Source organism: Arthrobacter koreensis, from assembly GCF_009193255.1.
Taxonomy (GTDB): Bacteria; Actinomycetota; Actinomycetes; order Actinomycetales; family Micrococcaceae; genus Arthrobacter_B; species Arthrobacter_B koreensis.
The window spans coordinates 710,058-726,459 of sequence record NZ_WACG01000001.1; the positions used below are offsets into that span (position 1 = coordinate 710,058).

At 68.7% G+C, this 16,402-nt stretch carries 16 protein-coding genes; 5 read left to right on the forward strand and 11 right to left on the reverse strand.

What is annotated here, in order from left to right; genetic code table 11:
- Positions 1–69: 69 nt before the first annotated feature.
- Positions 70–720 (forward strand): GNAT family N-acetyltransferase, encoded by a 651-nt coding sequence (locus GD628_RS03335; protein ID WP_091601986.1) that lies wholly within the window; start codon positions 70–72, stop codon positions 718–720.
- Between the two features lie 69 nt (positions 721–789).
- A complete protein-coding gene (locus GD628_RS03340; protein WP_152273817.1) occupies positions 790–3,198 on the forward strand; it encodes a DEAD/DEAH box helicase in 2,409 nt (802 codons plus the stop codon).
- A 182-nt stretch (positions 3,199–3,380) separates the two neighbouring features.
- On the opposite strand, the gene GD628_RS03345 is transcribed toward GD628_RS03340, so the two are convergent.
- The 7 genes from GD628_RS03345 to ssd all read right to left on the reverse strand — a co-directional run bounded on the left by GD628_RS03345 (position 3,381) and on the right by ssd (position 8,551).
- Positions 3,381–3,767 (reverse strand): Rv3654c family TadE-like protein, encoded by a 387-nt coding sequence (locus GD628_RS03345; protein ID WP_152273818.1) that lies wholly within the window; start codon positions 3,765–3,767, stop codon positions 3,381–3,383.
- On the reverse strand, positions 3,764–4,123 hold the full coding sequence (locus tag GD628_RS03350; protein ID WP_152273819.1) for a TadE family type IV pilus minor pilin: 360 nt from the start codon (positions 4,121–4,123) through the stop codon (positions 3,764–3,766). The genes GD628_RS03345 and GD628_RS03350 overlap by 4 nt, the downstream gene beginning before the upstream one ends.
- On the reverse strand, positions 4,120–4,515 hold the full coding sequence (locus tag GD628_RS16445) for a DUF4244 domain-containing protein (protein ID WP_226802317.1): 396 nt from the start codon (positions 4,513–4,515) through the stop codon (positions 4,120–4,122). The genes GD628_RS03350 and GD628_RS16445 overlap by 4 nt, the downstream gene beginning before the upstream one ends.
- A 204-nt stretch (positions 4,516–4,719) precedes the next feature.
- On the reverse strand, positions 4,720–5,370 hold the full coding sequence (locus tag GD628_RS03360; RefSeq protein WP_152273820.1) for a type II secretion system F family protein: 651 nt from the start codon (positions 5,368–5,370) through the stop codon (positions 4,720–4,722).
- A 16-nt stretch (positions 5,371–5,386) separates the two neighbouring features.
- A complete protein-coding gene (locus GD628_RS03365) occupies positions 5,387–6,217 on the reverse strand; it encodes a type II secretion system F family protein (RefSeq protein WP_152273821.1) in 831 nt (276 codons plus the stop codon).
- A gap of 4 nt (positions 6,218–6,221) precedes the next feature.
- Entirely contained in the window at positions 6,222–7,427 is a 1,206-nt protein-coding gene (locus GD628_RS03370; RefSeq protein WP_226802318.1) for a TadA family conjugal transfer-associated ATPase, read from the reverse strand.
- Positions 7,424–8,551 (reverse strand): septum site-determining protein Ssd, encoded by a 1,128-nt coding sequence (gene ssd / locus GD628_RS03375; protein WP_091601965.1) that lies wholly within the window; start codon positions 8,549–8,551, stop codon positions 7,424–7,426. Before ssd ends, GD628_RS03370 begins: the two co-directional genes overlap by 4 nt.
- Before the next feature lie 162 nt (positions 8,552–8,713).
- Here ssd and GD628_RS03380 point away from each other — a divergent pair, with 162 nt between their 5' ends.
- Complete coding sequence (locus GD628_RS03380) at positions 8,714–10,420, forward strand: bifunctional 3'-5' exonuclease/DNA polymerase (RefSeq protein ID WP_152273823.1); 1,707 nt, start codon at positions 8,714–8,716, stop codon at positions 10,418–10,420.
- Between the two features lie 3 nt (positions 10,421–10,423).
- Here GD628_RS03380 and GD628_RS03385 read toward each other — a convergent pair whose 3' ends face one another.
- Positions 10,424–11,371, reverse strand: a complete 948-nt coding sequence (locus GD628_RS03385; RefSeq protein WP_091601962.1) for a CPBP family intramembrane glutamic endopeptidase — start codon at positions 11,369–11,371, stop codon at positions 10,424–10,426.
- Positions 11,372–11,505: 134 nt separating this feature from the next.
- Here GD628_RS03385 and GD628_RS03390 point away from each other — a divergent pair, with 134 nt between their 5' ends.
- Both GD628_RS03390 and GD628_RS03395 read left to right on the forward strand, forming a co-directional pair.
- Positions 11,506–12,675 carry a sensor histidine kinase gene (locus GD628_RS03390; protein WP_152273824.1) on the forward strand — a complete coding sequence of 390 codons (1,170 nt, stop codon included), beginning with the start codon at positions 11,506–11,508 and terminating at the stop codon, positions 12,673–12,675.
- The gene (locus GD628_RS03395; protein WP_091601955.1) at positions 12,672–13,337 is read left to right on the forward strand and encodes a response regulator transcription factor; all 666 of its coding nucleotides are present in this window, start codon (positions 12,672–12,674) and stop codon (positions 13,335–13,337) included. The genes GD628_RS03390 and GD628_RS03395 overlap by 4 nt, the downstream gene beginning before the upstream one ends.
- On the opposite strand, the gene GD628_RS03400 is transcribed toward GD628_RS03395, so the two are convergent.
- The 3 genes from GD628_RS03400 to GD628_RS03410 form a co-directional block, all read right to left on the reverse strand.
- Positions 13,338–14,021: an NUDIX hydrolase gene (locus GD628_RS03400; protein ID WP_091601952.1), complete on the reverse strand. Its 684-nt coding sequence runs from the start codon at positions 14,019–14,021 to the stop codon at positions 13,338–13,340.
- Entirely contained in the window at positions 14,018–14,809 is a 792-nt protein-coding gene (gene nth / locus GD628_RS03405) for an endonuclease III (RefSeq protein WP_091601947.1), read from the reverse strand. Before nth ends, GD628_RS03400 begins: the two co-directional genes overlap by 4 nt.
- A gap of 81 nt (positions 14,810–14,890) precedes the next feature.
- Positions 14,891–16,159 carry a hypothetical protein gene (locus GD628_RS03410; protein WP_152273825.1) on the reverse strand — a complete coding sequence of 423 codons (1,269 nt, stop codon included), beginning with the start codon at positions 16,157–16,159 and terminating at the stop codon, positions 14,891–14,893.
- Between the last annotated feature and the right edge of the window lie 243 nt (positions 16,160–16,402).

The following is a 16,402-nucleotide window of genomic DNA, read 5'->3' on the forward strand; positions in this document are numbered from 1 at the left end:
CCGGGAGGCGAAATCCTGATTTGCGCAGCGGCCCTCCCGCGGGCAGGGGCAGCAGGCTAGTGTTTCCGCATGAACGGACTAACCGACGAACTCCTTGAGACCTGGGTGAGCGGGTGGGCCAGCGCCAGGGGGTATCAGACGCGCCACGAGGGCCGTTTCCCGGCCGCGTTCCTGCATGACAAGACCAATGACTGGGAGTACTTCGCGCTGGAGCCCTCCCATGACGAGTTCGCCGCCCTGGCGAATTCGGCGCGGCAGGGTGCGGGGCGGCTGTTCACGATCGTGACGTCGAGGGTGTCCGAACTCTACGGTGCGGCCAACGTCTACGGGCTGACCGTCCGGTCCACGGATGAGGTCTTCATGATGCTGCCGATGGAGGGCCAGGACGTTGAAGACCCGCTGCCTCCGGACGGGTTCAGTGTCAGGACTCTCCGCGGTTCCTCCGGCGGACGGGTGGAAGTGGATTCCGGCGAGACACCGGCTGCGCGGGGGCATGTGGCGGTGGTGGACGGGTTCGCGGTTTATGACCAGATCTACACGGACCGGCATTTCCGCCGGCAGGGGCTGGGCAGTTACGTGATGCGGGCACTGACGGCGCTCGCCCTGGAGCACGACGCAGACACGGGGCTGCTGATTTCTCCCGAAACCGGCCTTGGGCTGTACCGGTACCTGGGCTGGGAGTCCCTGGCCAGCGTCATGATGTTCGAGCCGCGGCTGTAGATTTCGCCCGCCGCGGACCCCGCTGTGCCCGTGTCCCGAACGTGCAGGTACCGGTGGGACAATGGCGGCGTGGCCATTTCCGATTCCCTGATCCCGCTGCTCGGCGGCGGAGCCGACCCGGAGCAGCTGGTCCACACCCACCGGATTCCGGCGCGGGAGGCCAAGACCGCCCCCTGGCCGGACTGGGTTCACCCGGACCTGGTTGAGGCCTACGCAAGGCTGGGTGTGCATTCGCCCTGGCAGCACCAGGCCGAGGCCGCAGACTGCGCCCATTCCGGACGGCACACCATCATTTCCACCGGCACCGCGTCCGGCAAGTCGCTGGCCTACCAGCTGCCGGTCCTGGATGAGATCCACCGGACCGCTCTCGATGACCGGATTTCGCTTGAGCCCACCGGGTCCGTGGCCTTGTATCTCTCCCCCACCAAGGCGCTGGCTGCTGACCAGCTGGCCGCCCTCAATGCCCTGCACCTGCCGACGCTGCGTGCCGAAACGTACGACGGTGATACGGACCCGGGTGCCCGCCGCTGGATCCGGGACCACGCCAATATGGTGCTGGCGAACCCTGACATGCTTCATTTCGGGGTGCTTCCGAACCATGCCTGGTGGGCACGGTTCTTCCGCCGCCTGAAGTACGTGATCATCGACGAAGCGCACAGCTACCGCGGCGTCTTCGGGTCCAACGTTGCCAACCTGATGCGCCGGCTGCGCCGGATCTGTGCCTATTACGGCGCCGACCCGGTGTTCATTGGTGCCTCCGCCACCTCCGCTGATCCAGCCCAGTCCTTCGGCCGCCTGATTGGCAGTGCGGTGGAGGCGTTCACCCATGACTATTCGCCGCACGGCGCCACGACGGTTGCGCTGTGGGAGCCGCAGCTCACGGACGGCAAGGGTGAGAACGGTGCCCGCGAGCGCCGGACGGTGATCGCCGAAACCTCGGACCTGCTGGCCAACCTGGTCTCCGCGCAGGTACGGACAATTGCGTTCATCAAGTCCCGCCGGGGAGCTGAGACCATTGCCACCATCACACGGCGGCTGCTCGACGAGGTGCATCCTTCCCTTCCTGACCGGGTGGCCGCGTACCGCTCCGGGTACCTGCCGGAGGAGCGGCGGGCGCTGGAGAACCAGCTGCGCAGCGGGCAGCTTTTGGGTATTGCCAGCACGTCGGCGCTGGAACTGGGCATCGACATTTCCGGGCTGGACGCCGTGCTGGTGGCCGGTTGGCCCGGGACCCGCGCGTCCCTGTTCCAGCAGATCGGCCGGGCCGGCCGGTCCGGGCAGGATGCCCTGGCGGCCTTCGTGGCCAGCGACGATCCGCTGGACACCTACCTGGTACATCACCCGGAAGCGATCTTTGACATTTCCGTGGAGGCGACGGTCTTCGACCCTTCCAACCCGTACGTCCTGGGTCCGCACCTGTGTGCGGCGGCGGCTGAACTGCCGCTGAAGCCGGAGGAGCGGGACATGTTCGGTCCGACGGCCTCCGGCCTGCTGGATTCGCTGGTGGTGCAGGGGTACCTGCGCCGCCGTCCGGCCGGGTGGTTCTGGACGCATGCCGAAAGTGCCGCCTCGATGGTGAACCTGCGGGCCGCCGGCGGCGGGCCGATCAACATCGTGGAGGCCGAGACCGGCACGCTGCTGGGAACCATGGACGGAGCCCAGAGCCAGTACCAGGCCCATACCGGTGCGGTGTACGTGCATCAGGGGCAGACCTTCCTGGTGGAGGAATTGAACGAAGCAGACCACTGCGCCGTGGTCACCCGGGCCAACCCTGAGTTCTATACGCAGGCCCGGGATATCACCCAGATCGAGGTCATGGAAACCGAACGTTCCGAGCAGTGGGGCGACGTCCAGATGTGCTTCGGAACGGTGAAGGTGACTACGCAGGTGGTTTCCTTCCAGCGCAAGGCCCTCGTTTCCAACGAGATCCTGGGCGAGGAGCCGCTGGAGCTCGAGGCCAAGGAACTCTTTACGAAGGCCGTATGGTTCATCGTTGACGAGAAGCTGCTGCTGGGCGCCGGCCTGGCCGCAGCTGACTTCCCCGGTTCCCTGCACGCTGCGGAACATGCCTCGATCGGGATGCTGCCGCTTGTGGCGACCTCAGACCGCTGGGACATCGGCGGGGTTTCCACCGCCCTGCACGCTGACACCGGCAAGCCGACCATTTTCGTGTACGACGGGCATCCCGGCGGTGCCGGATTCGCGGAGCGCGCCTACGAGGCCGCCGCGATCTGGTTGACCGCGACGCGGGATGCGATCCGTGCCTGCGAGTGCGACGGCGGTTGCCCCTCCTGTGTTCAGTCCCCCAAATGCGGGAACAAGAACAACCCGCTGGACAAAAAGGGGGCCGTCACGCTGATCGAAGTGCTGCTGGCGAATGCTCCGGCGAGCGGCGTTTCCCCGGACCGGTCCGGAGCCTCGTCCGGCAACCGGCCCGGGGAAGACCGTGTTCCGGGCCGGGTCGGGACCCGTTCGTAGACCGACCGGCACCAGTCCGGCCTGGCCCGGCCTGGCCCCGCCCGGCCTGGCCCCGCCCGGCCTGGCCCCGCCTGGTCTGGCCCGGCCCGGCCGTTCAGCCCCGTTCCCCGGCCGTGCCCGCTTCCCCGGCGGTTCAACCCGTTGCCCGAGGACCCCGAAGAGTTCCCTGCTCCCGAGTTGCCCTATGGTGGTCCCGCGGGGTTTCCCGGCGGCGGTCCCGCGCGCGCAGCGGCGGTTGCGGGCCAGGGAAGCAGCCCGGCCGCAGTACTCACGCTGATGGTCACCGTTCGCTCCTGCGGATCCGGGACGCACTGCTCCAACCGGGCCTCGTTTCGTTCCGCTACCGCAGCGGCGAGTGTGCACGGGTCGGCGCCGCGAAGCCCCCTCAGGGCATCTGCCCCCGCGAGCGCGGCAAGGTTCGCTGCAGCACCCGCCCTGGCTCCGGATACCACTGCGGATGCTAGGAGCACCGCGGCCACCGCCAGTGTGATCGCCGCCAGCACGATACCGAGCATCAGGACCGTTCCCGCCCCAGCATCCGCCGGGGCAGCATGGCGGACAGGGTTCATTCGTTATCCTCCCGCGGGGCCGAGGCTTCTGCAGTGAGTGTGATGGGCAACAGGTCCAGTAACGGTGCCCGAAGCGGGGATTCAACGCGGACTTGAATCCAGTCCCCGCTCTCGGATATCTCCATCGCCGCCCCGTCACCGGCCAGGCGGTTGACGGCCGCGGAAGCCTCATCGATGTCTCCGCGCATGGCGAGCCTGGCCGCAGCACCGGCAGCTTCTTCGAGCCGCAGCTGGGTCAGGCCAGCCGCTGCTCCGGTCAGCAGTGCAGCCAGGACGATTGCCGCGGCAGGCATAGCCACTGCCAGTTCAGCTGTGACGGCACCATGGTCGGTTTCCCGGCGGAGTGCGGGGCTCACCCGAAACTGAGCGCGGCACGAATCAGGGACATGAGCAGCTCCCGGACATCACCGCTGCTGAGCACCGCCACGAGCAGCGCGGCGAACGCGACGGCCGCAAGGGTAGCGATGGCGTACTCTGCGGTCGCCATTCCCGCCTCCTTATCCTGCGCCGTCATTTGTCCCCTTCTATCCGGGAACGGGTAGACCTTGGCCAGGGGAACGGATTGGTCCGGTGTATCCGGTAGCGCGGCGGACCCGGATACCGTTGCCCCGGTACCGGCCGCAGGCATGTGCTGAGCATCGTCCGGAGCAGCAGCGCCGGGAGAGCGGCCGGCGTTGCCGGCACCGGTCGTTGCAGCCAGACGGCGGGACTCGGGGGATGCGATCGGTTCGAGCTGCATGGATGACATTCTTTGACTCCTCGATTGTGTGGGTAACGCCGCGGACCGGCGGCCGTTGGCATGAACCGAGTCTTGCCCTCGCGGGGTCTTCTGGAGACCGAGGGGTCCGCAGCTAGGGAAAACAGCTTCCGCACACGGCCCTGTGGAGGAGCACCGCCTCTGCTGCAGGCACTCCTCCACAATCTCCGTCACGGAATGGGTGGAGCAAAAACCCTAGAACTGCGGCAGCAGCGCCAGCAGAAGCGGAACCACTGTGAAACACAGAAATGCAGGTAGGGCGCAGAGGCCCAGCGGCACGACAAGCTGGATCCCCAGTGCTGCCGCACGCCGTTCCGCCTCCCGGGCCCGGCGGCGGCGAATCTGTGATGCCTGGGCATGAAGCACGGCGGCCGATGGCGCACCGCTGGACGCGGCAAAAGCGAGGGCATTCCCGAGAACCGTGGCCGATGACCCGGCTTCCTTCGTCGTTTCCCCTCCTGTCCTAGCCCCCAGTTCCCAGGCCTGCTCCCATCCGGCTCCCAGCTCCAGTGCCGTCACTACCCGGCGCAGGATGGTACGAAGCGGTGGATCGGCGGTCTCGCCAAGCACCAGCAAGACGGTGCTCAGCGGCCGTCCCGCGGAAAACATGGCCGCAGAAAGATCCAGCATGAGGGCCGGGTCACGGATTCCAGCAGGCACGGCCTGTGCGGACATGCCGCCGCCTGAAGCTGCAGCGCGTCCAGATGCGCCGGCCTCGCCGGCGGCCGGCCCGGATGCGGCCGGCAAAGAGCCGCCGGATGGCGTGGGCACCACGATCGTGACAGGCCCCTGCCACAGGACTGCGACGGCGAGGCAGAGCAGGAGGCCCACGAACAGGCCGGTCATATCCTGATCCGGAACGTCACCCGGTCCCCTCCCCAGGCGGTACCGCGCGCACCATCAGCCGTCTGGACCAGAACCGCGCAGCCAGACCGAGCACCGTACCGGTTCCGGCTGCGGCCCATCCCAGCGGGCTTTGGGCCAGTACGGCCAGTGGGTTGGTGCCCAGCAGGAATCCGAGCCCCAGCCCAGCCAGCGGCAGCCAGGTCAGGAGCCGGACGGTGGCCCGCGGCCCCGAAAGCGCCGAGGCCCTCGCCGCGCGGGAATCCAGAATTGCCTCCAGGCCCTGCGCGTAGCGTGCCAGGATTCCTGCCAGCGGCGCTCCGCTGCGCTCTGCTGCCTGCACACACGCTGCCAGATCGCTCCACAGCATGGCATGCAGGCCGGAGGTTTCCCGCGCGGCCCGGCGCAGCACGGGCACCGGGCTCATCCCCAGCAGGGCTGCCCGCGCGGCCCGGTCCAGGGTTGGTGACAGGAGGTTTCCCGGGAGCGCGGCCTCCGCATCCCGCTGCAGGCTGGCGGCGTCAGCCCACAGCTGGACAGGTGTCCGGCCCGCTTCGAGAAGACCGGCCAACTGGTGGACCAGCAGCGGCAAGCGGTGCAGTTCGTCCTCGGTGACCCTGTTCTGTCTGGTCCGCCGAGGCACAGGAGGATGAGTTTTCGGCACAGCCGGGGGAGCGCCCGATGGAAGCGGGTTCCGCTGCAGCGGTTCGCCTGCCCTCTGGTTCTTGAGCGCCAGCAGCCAGGCAGCCGCCAGCAGGCCGGCGACCCACAGGCCAGTCACGACTGTGCCCGGAGACGAGGGTGCCGGTGAGGCAACCGGCACCGGGTACCTGCGAACTCCCGGGTACACACCGTCACCTTTCGGTCTTCGCGGCCAGCCGTGCCTGCAGTTTGTCCCAGCCCGGTCCGGGTTCCGGGCTGTCGGGACGGCAGTCCAGGGCTGTCAGGGCAACGAGCGCGCCGTCGCCTGCTGAGTCAAGCACGGCAATTTCAGCAACCCGGCGACCGTCCGCGTCCCGTTCCAGATGGATCACAGCATCCAAGGCGCCCGCCGCCTGCAGGGCCAACGCCCGCGCATTGAGTCCGGCGAGCGCGCCAAGGGCAGCAAGCCGGGCCGGGACAGTGGTGGCTGCGCTGGCGTGGATGGTTCCGCCTGCGCCGTCGTGGCCGGTATTCATTGCCGCGAGGAGTTCCCGTACTTCCGCCCCGCGGCACTCCCCCACAACCAGCCGGTCAGGACGCATGCGCATGGCCTGGCGAAGCAGGTCGGCCAAATCCACTGATCCAGCGCCTTCAATGTTGGTGTGCCTCGCCTGCATCCCGACGACGTGAGGATGCAGGGGCGCAAGTTCAGCGGCGTCCTCGATCAGCACCAGGCGTTCATTCGGCTGGCAAAGGGACAGGAGGCTGGAGAGCAGTGTGGTTTTCCCCGTGCCGGTGGCACCGCTAATCAGGAAGTTCAGCCTGGAAGCCACGACGGTCCGCAAGATGCCTGCACACTGCGCATCCATCATGCCTGCGTCCTGCAGCTCGTCCAGGCTGAAGCTGTCCGCAGCCCGAACCCGGATCGACAGCAGGGTGGAACCCGTGGAGACAGGCGGCAGTACTGCATGGACGCGGCACCCCCGAAGCTGAACATCGGCGCATGGAGCTGAGTCATCCAGGCGCCGGCCACCGGCGGCGATGAGCCGGACGGCCAGTCCCTGCAGGTCAGCCTCGGAGGAGAAAGTGACTTCGGTCCGGGAGAGTCCGGCCCCGGTGTCTATCCATACCTCCTGTGGCCCGTTGACCAGGATGTCTGTCAGCCCCGGTAGTTGAAGCAGCCCCTGCAGCGGTCCGAGTCCCTGCAGCTCCGCGTGGACCCGGTCAACGGCGCGCAGACCTCCGTCCGATCCCAGCAGGCGGCCGCTGGCATGCACCGCGGCGGCCAGCCGTGCACCGGTGACCGGGACGTCGCCTGCCAGGACGTCCTCCCGGATCTGGTTGACCAAGCCGGCGTAGGATTGCCGGTCAGCGGTCCGCTGGACCGGACGAAGTGCCCGCCGCCCCGCGCCGTTCATGGTTGAATCCATCCCGCTGAAGGGCCAGCCGCGGCCAGGATTCCGCGGACAGCGCGGCGGAGCCGTTTTCGCCTGGCGTCCAACAGGCGCCCGCCGTCGGAAGCTGAGGCGAGCCCCCGCACCCAGGGCAGGTAACCGGCCAGGTCCATCCCCAGCAGCGCAGCTGTCCGGGCCTCATCCATACCCTCCGGGAGCGGTCCCCGAACTACGGCGAAGGCCGGCGGCGCCCCGGAGCCCATACCGCTCCACCAGGATTTGGCAGCGAGAAGCCGGGCTGTTCCTCCGCCGACGACGGCCAACAGTGCGTCACACTGCTCCAGCGCCCTTGAGTGCCGCGGCGGAGAGGCCCCCAGGTCCAGGATGGTCAGTTCAAAGGCTGCACGGGCCGCATGCAGGACTGCAGGCTGGACCTCATGTTCCAGCCCTTCCGGAATGGGTTCACCGGTGGCGTTCCCAAGCACTGCGAAGTGCCCGGTCTCCGGGAGTGCAGCCGCCAGCTGGACGGGGTTGACCGTCCCCTCAACGCCGGCAAGATCCTGCCAGCGCAGTCCGCCCGCTTCCGCCGCACCCACACGGTATTCGATGCCTCCGCTGCTTGACCCCGTCTCGGCGAGCAGTACCTGCAGCCCGGACTCAGCTGCCTCCCGGGCCAGCAGGCACGCCAGTGTTGAACCGCCGATCCCGCCAAAGGCCCCTGCAACGCCAAGGATGCGTCCGGTGGGGCTGTTGCGCCGGGCGAGGTGTTCGGCCAGCCAGCCGCCGGCCTGCGGCAGCACCGCTACTCCATCCACCCCGTGCCGGGCAGACTGCTGCCAGGGCTCATCAGCGTCAAAACCAACACAGATGGTTTCCGTGCCCCCGAAACCTCCCAGCGCACGTCCTCCGCGCTCCAGGGCGTGGGTGTCCAGCAACAGGATTCCGGGAGAGAGCGCCAGCGCACCGGCAACGGTTTCTGCCGTGCCAAGGGCGATGCCTGCAGCGACGGCGATGCGCGCGACTTCGTCCTGGAGCGCCTGGTTTCTGGGATTCACCAGGACGGCGTCCACTCCGCCGGTTTGGCCCGAGGACGCCCGTTCCAGCTGGACCCGCCTGGCAGGTGGGGTCCAGGAGAGAGTTTCCGTCATGGCTTCAGCCTTCCGGCCGGTGCCCGGTCCTGCTCGACTGCAGGCCAAACTGGGGAGAGAAGACACTCCTCGGTCAGCGGTCACCCCCTGTGGAGGACAGGACCGCAGGCACCGTCGCCGTCCGCGTCTTTGGATGTCCCCGGGACAGGGAAGAATGAAGGCATGCACCTTGTCCTGGCTCCCGCAAGCGCCGATGCCTGGGTCCTGCAGCCGGCCGACGCTGCCGGGACGCCCACCGCTCCGGCCGCCGTCGTGCCCGCAGCTGAGCTGCCGCGCGCCGTGGCGCAGGCGGAGCAGCGGCCGGTCCGCTGGGTCTGGGACCGGAGCCGGGAGACCTACGGCCGGCTCCTGTCCGCCGGGATGAGCGTTGAACGCAGCCACGACCTCACCCTGTGCCGGGAGATCCTGCGCAACTCCGAATTCGCCGCTGAAACGCCCTACATCCAGGAGCTGCGGGCCCACCGTCCCGAGGATGAGCCGGACCTGGCACCCCGCCAGCTGCTCCCGGCAGCACCGTCCCCGGACCAGGGATCACTGTTCGAGGGGCTCGACGGCGCCGAAAACCTTGATCCCCGCGCCCGGCAGGCATCCCGCACGGTCGAGGAACTCACCGAAGAGCTCCAGGACCAGCTGGCCGCCGTCGCCGGAAGCACCGAACGGCGACGCCTCACGCTGCTGCTCGCGGCCGAATCCGCCGGAGGCCTGATCGCCGCGGAGATGGAGCATGCCGGGATGCCCTGGCGCCGGGACCTGCACGAGGCGATGCTCGAAGAACAGCTTGGGCCGCGTCCGCCGGAAGGCCGGCGCCCCGCCAAACTTGAGGCCGCGGTCGCTGAGCTGCGGGCACAACTGAACAATCCGTCCTTCAACCCCGACTCCCCGCAGGAACTCCTCCGCGCCCTGCACCGCGCCGGCATCGAAGTCCGCACCACCCGCACCTGGGAACTGGAACAGCAGCACCACCCGGCCATCGAACCGCTCCTGCGCTACAAGAAACTGGCACGCCTCCTCTCAGCCAGCGGCTGGAGCTGGCTCGATGACTGGGTTCAGGATGGACGCTTCCGCACCGAGTACGTGGTGGGCGGCGTGGTTTCCGGCCGCTGGTCCTCCCGCGGCGGAGGCGCCCTGCAGATCCCCAAGTCCGTCCGTGACGCCGTGCGGGCGGATTCCGGGCACAAGCTCCTCGTGGCCGACGCCGCCCAGCTTGAACCACGGGTCCTCGCCGCCCTGGGCCAGGACTCTGCGCTCGCGGCAGCCGCCCGCGGCAAGGACCTGTACCAGGGCATTGCAGACCAGGGCTTCAACGGTGAGCGGTCGCTGGCCAAAGTGGCCATGCTCGGCGCCATGTACGGGGCAACCAGCGGCGAAGCCGGCCGGCTGATGCCCGTCCTGACCAGGAACTATCCCCGGGCAATCGCAGTGGTGGAACGTGCCGCGCGCACCGGTGAAGCCGGCGGAACAGTATCTAGCCGGCTGGGCCGCAGCACGCCCCCCGCCTCCGAACGGTGGCTCGCCTCGCAGCGCACAGCGTCGGCGGAGGAACAGCGCCGCGCGGACAACCTTGCCCGGTCCCGGGGACGTTTCACGCGAAACTTCGTAGTGCAGGGCACCGCAGCTGAGTGGGCTACCTGCTGGCTGGCGGGAATACGACGCCGGCTGCGGGCGGCGTCGGGCACCTCACCGGCGGGGCGGCTCGTGTTTTTCCTGCATGACGAGGTGATGCTGGAGGTGCCTGCCGGGCGGGTCCGGGAGGCCGAGTCGATTGTCACGGACGCCGCAGCCGAGGCCACGGAGCTGCTCTTCGGAAAGATTCCGCTGGAGTTCCCGGTGGTGTGTGCCGCCGTCGACTCCTACGCCGAGGCGAAGTAGCGCTCAGCCTGCCGCAGCGGTACCGGAGGGCGCGTGACCCGGATGGGAACCGGCGGGCGGGAACCAGCGGAGCACCAGCAGTGTGTAGGCCAGCACGACGGCGATGGAAACCGGCAGGTGGGCCAGCGGCAGATCGACGGCGTTCGGGTCTGCCAGGCCCACCGCCCCCAGGGCCAGCACCACCAGGTTGTTCACCACGTGCAGGGCAATGGCGGCTTCCAGTCCGCCCGTGCGCCACGTCAGCCAGCCTGCGGCTACGGCGAACACGGCGACGTCGATCTGGCCCACCAGTCCGTAGCCGTGACCCAGCACGAACAACGGCACCGGAAGAAGGATCGCGAACGCCGGATGGCGGAGCCAGGACCCAATGACCTGCATGAGCAGCCCTCGGAAGGCATATTCCTCCGCGGCGGCCTGGAACGGGACCACGGCCACGGCGACCAGGAGCATCAGCCACCCTCCCCCGGCGGCGCCGGCGGAGGACTCACCGGAGACTTCTCCGGGCAGCAGCAGCGTGACCGCGCTGCCGGCCAGGACCAGCCCGGCGGCCACCGCCAGCAGCCGGGGAAAGAGCTGCCAGCGCAGCCTGCCGGTAACCGATGAGAGCGTCCCGCCGCTGCGCCGGCCGCCCCAGCGCACGCCCAGCACGGCCGCCGGCCAGAGCAGGCACACCGCGCCCAGCAGGAACGCCAGCTGCCCGGGGTCGCGGAGATCGGGGTGCACCGAAACCGCTCTGTCTACGGTGGCGGCCACCGCGGGGACGAAGAACCCAAGGATGAACAGGAACACGACGGATGCCAGGACCAAGACACCGTAGATCCCGGCGGCGAAGAGCAGGGTGAACACCGGACGCCACCACCGGTAGTCCGGCCTTGCGCGGGCCAGGCGGTGGAAGGCCGTCCCGCGGGGTGCGGCTGCGGACTGGGCGTGGAGTGGGGAAGGGGAAACCATGGTCCCCAGCCTCCCTGCCGCCGGTGTTTGCCCGCATCGGCCACTGGGCCTTTTCCCGCTCCGCCCTCTGGCGCCCGAAGCTCATGCTTTTGGCCAATTGCCCGGTCTAAGCGGCCCTCACTAGGATCGGTTGAATGCAGCCGATGCTTTACCGCCCCAGCGTCCTTCGGACCACGGGGCTGACCCTCGGCGCGGCGGCCGCCGGGATCGCCACCTTCCTGGTGGCGCAGGGCAGCATGTTTCCCGCCGATGGTTCGGACCCGCCGCCCTCTTTCCTGGCACTGATGGTGCTGGATCTGCTGCTGGGGCTTGCCGCCGTCGGGCTCCTGCCGCTGGCACTCCGGCGGGCGCCGCTGGGCGCCGGACTGCCGACCATCGCCCTCTCTTCGCTCTCTTCCCTGGCTTTCATCCCGGCCTGCATGGCACTGATCGGGATTGCCGCCCTGCGCCGGCCCCGGGCCCTGATCGCCGCAGCGGCCGCCTACGCTGCCGCTGTCGCGGTGGACCTGGCCGTGCATCCGGACGGAGACCTGCCCTGGTGGGCCGTGCCGACGACCGCAGGCCTGCTGCTCGCCGTCCTGGTTTTAGTGGGCCTGAACCGCGGCGCCCGGCGGCAGCTCATCCGCTCCCTGCAGCACGAGGCACAGAGCGCGCACCGCGAGCAGGAGGCACGGATGTCCGCGGCGCGGCTCGCTGAGCGCACCCGTATTGCCCGGGAAATGCATGACACTCTCTCCCACCGGCTGAGCCTGATTTCAATGCATGCCGGCGCCCTTGAGTACCGCTCCGACCTGGACCGGGACACCATCCGGGCCACTGCGGCCATACTGCGCGAGACCGCGCAGACAGCAGCGGGCGAACTGCGTACTGTCCTCTCCGTGCTGCGGGAGGATCCGGCTGAGACCGAGCCGCAGCCGGCACTGGACTCGATTCCCGGGCTGGTGGCTTCGGCCCGCGCAGCCGGCAGCAACGTTACGCTGCAGATGGATCCGCCTCTCCAGGGGGAGGCAACTGCCTCGCTCCCGGATGCAACCTCCCGGCACCTGTACCGGATTGTGCAGGAGGGGCTCACGAATGCGCAGAAGCATGCACCACGCCAGCCCGTCCGGGTCTCCCTCACCGGCGCACCCGGGCAGGGCATCACGGTGGACGTCAGCAATCCCCTTCCCGCCGGGGCAGCGTCTCCGGGCACCGGAGGCCTGGGCCTGGTGGGCCTGGCAGAACGTGCCCGGCTGGCCGGGGGATCCTTTGAAACAGGCGTCCGCGGGGACGTCTACGCGACGACTGTGAAGGTGCCCTGGTGAAACCCCTGCGTGTCCTGCTGACCGACGACGAGCCGCTCATCCGCGCGGGGCTGCGGCTCATCCTCGACGGCGCGCCGGACATCGAGATCGTTGGTGAGGCCGGGGACGGTGAAGCCGCCGTGCGCCTCGCAGCGCAGCTTCGCCCGGACGTGGTCCTCATGGACATCCGAATGCCGGTCCTCAGCGGCATCCGCGCCACGGAACGCATCACTGCGCTGGCCGCACCACCGCGGATCATCGTCCTGACTTCGTTCGATACCGATGACTTCATCCTGTCCGCCCTGCGCGCGGGAGCCAGCGGCTTCCTGCTCAAGGACACGGCACCGGACGTCCTGGTGTCCGCTGTCCGGGACGCGGCGCAGGACTCACAGAGGTTCTCCCCCACCGTGCTGAAGCGCATCGTGGCGGCGGCAGCGGCGGTCCCGCCGCCGTCGGCCCGGGTACCGGACACCCGGCTGGAAGTCCTCAGCGAACGCGAGCGGGAGGTCGCGGAGGCGGTGGCCCGCGGGCTGACGAACACGGAGATCAGCTCCCAGCTGTTCGTCAGCGTCGCCACCGTCAAGACGCACATCGCCAACGCCTTCACCAAGCTGGACGTGACCAACCGGGTGCAGCTGGCCGTCACCGTCCTTGAGGCGCTGCGGAGCGCCGAGGCCACGTAGCTAGAGCGGCGGAACCATTTCCTGTGCCTCGTCCCAGGGCAGCGTCCAGCCCAGCTGGTTAAACACCTCGTCCAGGAGCAGAGCCGTGAATCCCCACACCACCACCCCGTTCACGAGGAATGCCGGGCCGCGGTGCTCCTGCCCGGGGCGGCCCAGCACGGTGGTGCGGCGGTTGACCGGGTTCAGCAGGTCTGCAACCGGGACACGGAACACCGACGCCGATTCGGCCTCATCCACAACATCCACCGGAGTGGGTTTGGCCCACCAACCCAAGACCGGCGTCACCAGGAAGTTACTCACCGGCAGGCCGACCTTCGGCAGCGTGCCCAGTATCCGCACGCCGCTGGGGTCCAGTCCGGTTTCCTCGTTGGCCTCGCGCAGTGCCGCAGCCACCGCGTCGGCGTCGGAAGCATCCACCCCGCCGCCCGGGAAGGCCACCTGCCCCGGATGATCGTTGAGGGTGGAGGCACGCTCCACGAAAAGGACATCGAGGTCGTCCGGAACGGCATCGGAGTGGAACTGCGCCGGGTGGTCATCGAGGACACCGAAGAGGATCAGCACGGCCGCTTCCCGCGCCACGGCGGGATCCACCGCGCGGGTCAGGAAACGCAGGTCACGCCCGTAGTTGCCGCCCCCGCTGCTGACGAGGCTGCCGAACGCTTCCAGCTGGGCCTGGGCGCTCATGCTTCAAGCCCGTAGCCGGCGGCGCGCAGCTGGGCCCTGGTTTCGGAAGCCATCATCCGGGCAAGCAGGTCCTCGCGTCCGGGAGCGAGCTCGTATTTGAGCAGTTTCCGGGCTTTCTCCGGATCCGTTTCGCCTTCTCCGTAGGAGGGGCAGAGCTGCGCCACGGCGCACGCACCGCACGCGGGTTTCTTGGCATGGCAGACCCGGCGGCCGTGGAAGACCACCCGGTTGGACAGCGGCGTCCAGTCCTTGGGTTCGAAGAGCTCCGCTACGTCCTGCTCAACCTTCACCGGGTCCTTCGAGTCCGTCCAGCCGAACCGCCGGGACAGGCGCAGGAAGTGCGTGTCCACCGTGATGCCCGGAACTCCGAAGGCGTTGCCCAGCACCACGTTGGCGGTCTTGCGGCCCACCCCGGCCAGTTTCACCAGTTCTTCCAGCTTGTTCGGCACTTCGCCGTCATAGTCGTCAACAATCTGGGTTGCCAGTTTCTTGATCGCGGCCGACTTGGCCCGGAAGAAACCCGTGGGCCGGATCAGTTCCTGCAGCTCTTCCTCGTTCGCTTCCGCCAGCGCACGGGCGTCCGGGTAACGCGCGAACAGGACCGGGGTGACCGAGTTAACGCGTACATCGGTGGTCTGGGCGGAGAGCACGGTCGCAATCAGCAGCTCGAACGCGTTGGTGAAATCCAGCTCGGCCACCGCGTAGGGGTAGAGCTCACCGAGCAGGCGGTTGATCTTGCGGGCGCGGCGCTTGGTCGCCAGCGGGGAGGCATCGTTGCCGGTGGGCATCTGGATGGTTTCCTTCGCAGTCAACGATGCCCCGGCGTTCCCGGAAGTATCCGGGGCGCCGGGGCATCGGTGGTGGTTCTCTTAGTGGCCGGAACTGTCGTCGCTGACCCGTTCGATGTTGGTGAGGTCCCGCAGCACGCCGATTCTTCCGGTGCGCTTGTCCTGTACCAGGAACTCGTGGCCGCGGTCTTCCAGGCCAAGTTCCCAGTCACCCGGGTAGAACATGAACAGCGGCAGGCCGGTACGTTCGTCAACGATCTGGCGCGGCGTGCCAACGGCGAACCAGAAGGCCTCCACAACGTTCTCGTTCTCTTCACGGGTCGCCGAGATTGATTCATGGGCCTCGGTGTTCGACGCCGGAGCGCCGCCCTGGACCGCAGGGTTCACTGTGGTGGCAGGCAGCGGATCTTCCCCTGCCGGGACTTCGCGACCAGCGGGACTGTTACCGCCGGCGGCTGTTCCGGCTGTTCCGGCTGTTCCGGTGGCTGATGCCGCAGCACCTGCCCCTGCAGCCCCGGCCGCACCCGCAGGGCCCTTGCCGGCCCCGGCCGCCGCAGCGCCCGATCCGGCTCCGGCCTGGCCGGATTCGCTGCGGGCGCCAGCACCGGCGGAACGGGCTTCTGCCGCGCCGTCGGACTGGGCGGCGTTACCGGACACCGTCTCCGGACGCCCGGTACCGGCCTGCTGGGCGTGGACCTGCCCGGTCCGGGGTGCGCCGGGAGCGCTTTCCCCGGGCTTGGGCGCTCCAACAGGCCGGCGGTCACCCTCAGCCCCTGCCGGCCCGGGCGCCGGTACCGGCTTGGGAACCCGGACCAGCGGCTTGGCATCCCGCGCAACGGGGTGTGCGGGAATCTCCGGACGGTCGCTGAACTCAGCGGCGAACGGCGGGATGTACGGAGCGAACGTGGTGGCCGCGAGCAGCGCGGCGGCGCCCAGCAGCCCCAGCAGGGAGCCAACGCTGAAAACGTAGACGATCTGCAGGAAGAAGAAGACGGCGGCGAGTACCGCAATCACGGAAGCGAACTGGTCCAGCGAGAGGGAGCCCACGCGCAGGCGGGTGGACGGTGCCAGTCGGCGGGCAGTGAGGAGGCCTGCCACCACCAGCGGCATGATGATGCCGATTCCGACGTAGAAGAGGCTGAAGGCGGTCCACAGGTTCCGTCCGCTGCCAATGGTGAACGGCAGGACGCTGCCTACCAGCATCACCAGCACCGCGGATCCCACCACGATGTCCCGCAGCCCGAACGGCCCGGCTACAGCACGGAGGCCGGTTGCCGGTTCGGCGCCGGGGCGGGTGCCGGCGGCTTCCGCAGCGGGGTGTTCCCCGTGTTCAACGTGGGGCTGGTTCATTCTGGTCTCCGTTCCGAGAGCATCCAACCGGAAGGCGGGTGCGCCGACCGTGCTCTGGCTCCGCCGCAGCGGCGCCAGAGCGGTTTGCTTTCACTGACAGCCTAGTCAACGCCAGCAGGTCAGACTACCGGTTCGCGCCTGCCCGGGGGCAGCGAGGTAACCGTTTATCGCATAATTACCCCGTTTCACGGAGGTGGCTGTGACCGGCACCACAGCATTGCCGCGTCCGCGTTAGGGTAAGGA